Origin of the sequence: Synechococcus sp. EJ6-Ellesmere (genome assembly GCF_024345875.1) — a bacterium.
In the GTDB taxonomy this organism is placed as follows: domain Bacteria; phylum Cyanobacteriota; class Cyanobacteriia; order PCC-6307; family Cyanobiaceae; genus Regnicoccus_A; species Regnicoccus_A antarcticus.
Genome location: NZ_JAGQBY010000171.1, coordinates 1 through 6,536, shown reverse-complemented (window position 1 = coordinate 6,536; position 6,536 = coordinate 1). Strand labels below are relative to the sequence as shown.

At 66.8% G+C, this 6,536-nt stretch carries 9 protein-coding genes; 5 read left to right on the top strand and 4 right to left on the bottom strand.

Going from position 1 to position 6,536, the window contains the following annotated elements; all coding sequences use genetic code 11:
- Positions 1–147 precede the first annotated feature (147 nt).
- A complete protein-coding gene (locus tag KBY78_RS15130; RefSeq protein ID WP_255144330.1) occupies positions 148–642 on the top strand; it encodes a hypothetical protein in 495 nt (164 codons plus the stop codon).
- Between the two features lie 67 nt (positions 643–709).
- Positions 710–1,372 (top strand): DUF1295 domain-containing protein, encoded by a 663-nt coding sequence (locus KBY78_RS15125; protein WP_037980340.1) that lies wholly within the window; start codon positions 710–712, stop codon positions 1,370–1,372.
- Between the two features lie 40 nt (positions 1,373–1,412).
- Here KBY78_RS15125 and KBY78_RS15120 read toward each other — a convergent pair whose 3' ends face one another.
- On the bottom strand, positions 1,413–2,102 hold the full coding sequence (locus KBY78_RS15120; protein WP_255144329.1) for a hypothetical protein: 690 nt from the start codon (positions 2,100–2,102) through the stop codon (positions 1,413–1,415).
- A gap of 42 nt (positions 2,103–2,144) precedes the next feature.
- On the bottom strand, positions 2,145–3,704 hold the full coding sequence (locus tag KBY78_RS15115; protein WP_255144328.1) for an NAD(P)/FAD-dependent oxidoreductase: 1,560 nt from the start codon (positions 3,702–3,704) through the stop codon (positions 2,145–2,147).
- A 107-nt stretch (positions 3,705–3,811) separates the two neighbouring features.
- Between KBY78_RS15115 and KBY78_RS15110 the strand changes: the two genes are divergently transcribed.
- Positions 3,812–4,096 carry a hypothetical protein gene (locus KBY78_RS15110; RefSeq protein WP_050751416.1) on the top strand — a complete coding sequence of 95 codons (285 nt, stop codon included), beginning with the start codon at positions 3,812–3,814 and terminating at the stop codon, positions 4,094–4,096.
- Between the two features lie 40 nt (positions 4,097–4,136).
- Positions 4,137–4,487, top strand: coding sequence for a hypothetical protein (locus KBY78_RS15105; protein WP_255144327.1), 351 nt, complete (start codon positions 4,137–4,139; stop codon positions 4,485–4,487).
- Between the two features lie 10 nt (positions 4,488–4,497).
- Here KBY78_RS15105 and KBY78_RS15100 read toward each other — a convergent pair whose 3' ends face one another.
- The gene (locus tag KBY78_RS15100; RefSeq protein ID WP_006170891.1) at positions 4,498–4,707 is read right to left on the bottom strand and encodes a hypothetical protein; all 210 of its coding nucleotides are present in this window, start codon (positions 4,705–4,707) and stop codon (positions 4,498–4,500) included.
- Between the two features lie 153 nt (positions 4,708–4,860).
- Here KBY78_RS15100 and KBY78_RS15095 point away from each other — a divergent pair, with 153 nt between their 5' ends.
- Entirely contained in the window at positions 4,861–5,508 is a 648-nt protein-coding gene (locus tag KBY78_RS15095; protein WP_255144326.1) for an NAD(P)H-dependent oxidoreductase, read from the top strand.
- A 28-nt stretch (positions 5,509–5,536) separates the two neighbouring features.
- Here the strand turns inward: KBY78_RS15095 and KBY78_RS15090 are convergent.
- Positions 5,537–6,536: hypothetical protein (locus KBY78_RS15090; RefSeq protein WP_255144325.1), on the bottom strand; the 1,000-nt coding region annotated here is incomplete at its 5' end.

Genomic DNA, 6,536 nt, shown 5'->3' with positions numbered 1-6,536 from the left:
ACGGGGCAAAACACCTGAAATGGGCGTTCTGAGCCGCTGATTCGCTGAAAACCAGCCCGGACGGAGCGTGATCAGCTCTCAGGAGGGAAAAACGCGGGCGTTCAGGTGGTTTTTCCGCAAACTCTTAAGCCTGCGCCGATCCATCGAATGTCCCAGGATCCCGACGATCTCGCACTGGCTCATGCGCCCTCCCGCCCTCTGGGCCTGCGGGTTCTGGCCGGGGTCGGGGCCCTGGCCTTCGCCTTGATTGCCGTCAATCTGGCGGTGGTGATCGTGCGCATGCTGCTGGCGCCCTCCCAGGAGCCGAAGCCCCGCCCCCAACCCTTGGCGGCCCGCACCGCCGCAAGTCCCCTGTCGGCCTGGATGTTGGCCCTGGCTATCCCGGCACAGCCGGCCGTGGCGGCCGATTGGCGGGCCTACGGGCCGCTGAGCATCGACTGGACCAGTTGGCAACTGATGGACGGCAGCCTGGTGACCCGCAGCCGCAATGCCAAGAACCAGATGTTCTATCTCTCGGTCAATTGCAAAGCCGGCCAGATCAACGTCACCGGTGCGTCGATGAACTGGAAAGGCTGGGAAAAGCCCCAGGCTGGATTCGAGACCCGGCTGCTCGCGGAGGCCTGCGCCAGCCCCAGGCCCTGAGCCGAAGGGCTGGTTGGTGGCTTCCATCCCCTAGGGTCGCCGCCCCACCCCGCTCCTGATGGGCCCCATGGCCAAGACCCCAGGCACCGCATCCCCAGGTTTGATCAGCCAGATGCAGGGCCTGAACCTGGCCAAGCTGCTCACAATGGTGCTGTTGCTGATCCCAGCGCTGGTTGCAGGCTCACCGAGCGTGCGGGTGGCGATTTACCTGAGCCTGCATCTCACCTACTGCTTTTGGTGGTTGCTGGAGCAGGCGCTGTTCCCGGAGCGGTCCCAGCAGCTGTTCACCGAGCGCATCGGCGTGCTCACCCTGCTCGCCCTGTTGCTCTACGTGGGTGTGTTCTATGCCGTGCCCGGTTGGCTGGCCATGGCCAACCCGCAGCCGATCAGTGCGAATACCATCGCCCTCGGTCTTGTGCTTTACATCCTGGGCAGCTTGATCAACACGGCTGCCGATGTGCAGAAGATGACGGCCAAGGCCATGGGAGCCTCCCTGGTGTCCACGGGCATCTGGCGGCGGGTGCGCCACGTGAACTACCTCGGGGATCTGATGCGTTATTCCAGTTTCGCTGTGATTGCGGGCTCGCTCTGGGCCTGGAGCTTGCCCCTGAGCGTGGCACTGCTCTACCTGGCTCGAATCCAGGCCAAGGAGTCATCGATGCTCAGCCGTTATGACAACTTTGAGACCTATCAGGCCAGCAGTGTGCGTCTGCTGCCCTGGCTGTGGTGAGGGCAGCCGGCTCAACGTCGAGCCCCAGACCCTTTGAGCCTCAGCGGCTGGGCTGCCAGTCGTCGGGCGGTTCGGATTTGCTGGTTTCGGCCAGGGAGGGAAAGGTGCTGCGGGTGAGTGCCAGCACCTCCTGGCGCACCATGGCTCGGAAGCTGGCGGCGGCTTCGGGATCCAGCACCGGGTAGCCCATGGGGTTCTCCACCGTTTCGGAGCGCAGCGACTTCCAGCTGGACGTGCCGCTCTGGCGGATGGCCTCCAAGGCTCCGGGGAAATCAAAGCTGAGGGTTTCGCCGCTGGCGGCGGCGGCTTCGATCCAGCGCTCCCGTGCAGGAGTGAGGGCCTTGGCCTTGAGGGTGTCCGGAAGCCCCAGCACCGGTTCGTAATAAGCCAGGGCGCGGAGTTCTTCTTCCAGCACGATCGGCCAGGCGCCGATACGGCCGTTCTCCAGACCCGTCTCCACGGGGCTGCTGCGCATGGCCTCGAGCTGGGCAGCCAGCCAGCGGTAATGGGATTTCTCCTGGATCGTCTTGCGCCCTCCTCCTTTGCCGTTGGCGGCCCGTCTGGGCAGCGCCGCTTCGGCCTTGCGCAGGAACTCCCTCTCTTCACGCTCCAGGTTGATCGCCCCCCAGCGCTGGCGGTACTCCCAGAGTTCTTCGTACTTCCTGAGGTCCTCGGCTGACCAGCCCAGGGCCTTCAGTTCGTCCACCCGGTTGTCACTGCCCTTCAGCACCCGCTGATCTTTCGCACTGGGGGCAGAGTACGTGTCCTGGGCTCAGGGCCTGAGCAGATCAAGGCTCTCCAGCAGCGCCCTGTGCTGCGGAATGGCAACGAAGCCATGGGCGGCCATCGCCCCGCTGACCGCCACCGGCGGCACCCCGATGCCGGGGAACACCCCCGCTCCGCAGAGGCTTAGCCCCTCGATCGGGGTGGATCCGGAGGGGAAGACGCCCTGGTCGGCCCCCAGGGCCGGGCCGTAGCTGCCCTGATGTACCCGCAGGAAGCGTTGGTGGCTGCGGGGGGTGCCGTGGAGTTCGATCACCATGCGCTCCTCCAGATCGGGAATGATGCCGCCGAGCACCTGGCGGAAGATGGCACAGCGTTCGCGCTTGAGCTGCTCGTAGGCCTCCGTTCCAGGCTCCAGGTTTTGCCACAGCTCCCAGGGTTCGTTGGCCGGGGTGTAGCCGTGCAGCACCTGCTGACCCTGGGGGGCCAGGGAGGGATCCAGTAGCGAGGGCATCGAGAGCACGAGCATGTTGCGCTCAGCGCCGATCCCCCGCTCCCAGTCGCCCACCCAGACGTGGTGGACCGGCAGATCCTGCAGCCCTGCGCCGCGCAGGCCCATGTGCAGGTGCAGAAAGCTGGCGCAGGCCGGAGTGGCGGCTCGCTGCTGGCGCCAGCGGCTGTGGCCAGATCCAGGGGGCAGCAGGGCGAGGGTGTCCCAGGGGCTGGCGTTGCTCACCACCCCCCGCCGGGCGCGGATCAGCTGACCATCACCCAGGCGCACCCCCCGGGCGGCACCCCCCTCCAGGATGATCTCGGCCACGGGGCAGCTGGTGTGCAGGGCTCCGCCGTGGCGCTCCAGGCCCCGCACCAGGGCGGCCACCACAGCGGGGCTGCCGCCGAGGGGGTACTCCAGGCAGGCGCCGGGGTCGAACCAGTCGGCGAACAGGGTCGCCATGGCGGCGGCGCTGGTCTGATCCATCGGCAGGCCCGAGATCAGGAAACAGAGCAGGTCCACCCAATGGAGCAGGAAGGGATCACGCAGGTGGCGGCGTGCCATCGGCCCGAAGGCGCCCCCAAGGGCGGCCAGCTGCGGGGCCAGTCGGGCCAGCCGGGCGGAGCGGCGTACTCCCAGCACGGCGGCCATGCCCAGACCCGGGCGCAGGGCCAGCAGTGGCAGGGCCAGGGCGGCTTGGCTGTAGGGCTGGAGCCAGGTCATGAAGGCGCTCCATTCCTCGGCGGCGGCCAGCCCCCTCAGCTCACGGACCGTGGCGATGAAGGGCTCGGGCCCCACACCGATTCGCAGGGAACCCTCCGGCAGCAGCAGGCCCCAGTCGTGATAGGTGGCGACTGGCACGGTTTCGCCGAGAGCCCGCAGGACCTGGGCCAGGGGATTGCTGCTGGGCCAGCGACCCAGACCGCTCCAGAGCGAGGGCCCGGATTCGAACTGGAAGCCGCGCCGCTCGAAACCATGGGCGGCTCCGCCGGCCCGATCGTGGGCTTCGAGCACCACCACATCGAGTCCGTGCAGGGCGGCCAGGCCGGCACAGCTGAGCCCGCCCAGGCCGCTGCCGATCACGACCAGATCACAGCTGGAGGAGGGGGCGGACACGTAGGGGCTGATGGGAACTGCTGTTGATGATGGGGCCGCAGGCCTGGGGAGGCTTGTAATGATCCGCAACAATGTGTTACATTGAGTTCATCGAAACGGAGATCCCCATGGCTCAAGCCACCGCCACAGCCCCCAACTCGGCTCCTGTGACCGCCAGCGAGCGCGCCACCATCCGCGGCGCCACCGTCACCACCGAAGACGGCGGCCGCCTCAATGCCTTCGCCACCGAGCCCCGCATGGAAGTGGTGAGCCCCGAGAGCGGCTGGGGTTTCCACGAGCGCGCCGAGAAGCTCAACGGCCGCATGGCCATGCTTGGCTTCATTGCCCTCCTGGCCACTGAATTCGCCCTGGGCGGCGAGGCCTTCACCCGCGGGCTGCTCGGCATCGGTTGAACTGCCCCGGGCTCAGCGAGTGCTGAGCCCCTCCGTTGCCATGCGCTTGATTGCTGTTCTGCTGGCCGCCCTGCTTCTGGGCGGCTTTGTTGTGTCTCCCGCCTGGGCCGCTCCGCCAGAGCGTTACCTCTGTGGCGGAGATCCCTTGCTGGCCGAAGTTCATGCCGGTGCAGTTGACGCGCCGGGCATTCCCAACACCAGTGCCGGCACCGTTCCGGGTGCCTTCGTTGTGCTGCGTTGGCGCGATCTGAGCTTGCAGCTGCCGCGCACCAACATCAATGGTGCTCCCAGCTACTCCGACGGCAAGTGGTTCTGGTCTGCTGCCGACCCCGAGCGACCAAGGCTCAGCTTGCTGGTTGGCTCCTTGGAGGAGTTTCCCTGCAGTCGCTGAGGGCCAATGTTCAGCCCAGCCGCCAGTCTCCCATCTGGGACAGGGCAGCTTCTGCCGCATTGAGCTCCCGCTCGGTGTCGAGCCAGCCCTCGTTGCCCAGCGGCAGATTCTGAATTTGGCCCTGAAGCCGCATTTGGAGGTCCTGAAGTCGGCTGCGCAGCGCCTCGATTCTGGAGCGCTTCAGCCAGATCGCCTGGCCAGTGAAGGAACAGTGCTCCATCGGTGCTCAGCGGCGGGTGAGTGGGACTCGGGGGCAGTGGCCAAGAGGGGCTTTGCCCCATCCGGTCCAACAGACCCTGTGACGGCACCAAGGTTGGCACAAGCACCACAGCCTGATCCAAGCTCCTTAAGACTTTCTTCACAGGAGAACCCCATGCCGATCGCCAGCACGGATCTGCTCGACTCGTTGATGTGGCGCTATGCCACCAAGCTGTTCGACAGCGAGCGCAAAATCCCCACAACGACATGGGAGGCCCTTGAGCAGGCCCTGGTGCTCACCCCCTCGTCCTATGGCCTGCAGCCCTGGACATTCCTGGTCATCGACGATCCGGCTCTGCGCACGGAGTTGCGGCCGTTTTCCTGGAACCAGGCCCAGATCACCGAGGCCTCCCATCTGGTGGTGTTCCTGGCACGGCGCCGGATCGAGGACAGTGATCTCGACCGCCTGATCACCGCCACCGCCGCCGCCCGTGGTCTGGATCCGGAGCAGTTGGCCGGCTACCGCGAACTGATGCACAAGGACCTGGTGGCAGGTCCACGCAGCGCCCGGATCGACCTCTGGTCAAGCAATCAGACGTACATCGCCCTGGGCAATTTCATGACGGCGGCGGCCCTGCTCGGGGTCGACACCTGCCCGATCGAAGGCTTTTCCTCGCCCGATTATGACCGCCTGCTGGCCCTCGACGGCACCCCTTACCGCAGTTGTGTGGTCTGCGCCGCCGGCTACCGCAGCGCTAACGACAAGTACAGCAGCCTCGCGAAGGTGCGATACCCCCTGGAGGAACTGATCGAGCACCGCTGAGTCTCAAGGCGGAGCTTGCGTTGGGGCGTCAGCCGAAGCGGTCGCTGAAGCGGTTCACCAGGGCGTTCATCGCCAGCAGCAGCAGCCCCACCCCCACGAACACCACCCCCTTCAGGCCCAGGTCGGCCCGGGCCAGATCGATCACCAGCAGCCGCAGCAGACAGAGCCCCAGCCCCGCCAGAGCCAGATGGCGGAGCGGGTTGTTGCGCAACCAGGCCCCCAGGCAAAACACCAGGAAGGCCTGGGCTGACCAGAGCAGCGTCAGCAGGCCGGCATCGAAGCGCCAGTAGATCGCCAGGGCGAGCCCCACCAGCATCGGCAGATCAATGGCCGCGAGCCGCTGACCCTCCAGCCGCTTCAGCAGGGCCATGGGACCAGCCAGAGCGCTTGGGGCATCGATGGCCTCCCGTGGCGTCTGCCGGTGTTGCCACACCACGAAAACGATCTGGAGCAACACTGCCAGCCCGATCAGCAGCTGATCGCCTGCGCCCCACTCGCCGCCGTCGAGGCGCAGGCCGCGCAGGGCGAGCACCAGCTGGAGCAGGCCGAGCCAGCTGATCGGCAAGGCATAGAGCCTCCCCCGTGGCTCGAAAAGGCTGCTGCCGCTGCGGTTGATCAGCAGCAGGGCCAGCCCGGCCCAGGCAAGGGTCCGAGCGGCAGGGGACAGCTCCCAGAGCAGGATCAGGTTGAGAGTCAGCAGTACGGCGTCCAGCAGGTAGGGGCGCAGCCGCCTCCAGCCGGGATAGGCGTTCAGGGGCTGTTGGTGGCTGATTCGCCACCAGCGCAACAGCACCGTCAGGCCCAGCCCTTCCAGTGGCCATCTCCAGAGCATCAGTCCGAGCTGCGCTGTTGAGGGCAGCACCCAGGCGGGCCAGACCACCAGCACCGCCAGCAGGTACCCCGCACCCAGCAGCAGCAGAGTGCGTGCCGTTCGCGCCGAGCTCCTGATCGCCAGATCCGCCAGGGGCAGCGCCAGCAGCAACCAGGCCGTGGCCGGCAGCAACGGCGAGAGCGGAGCAAGCAGCAGC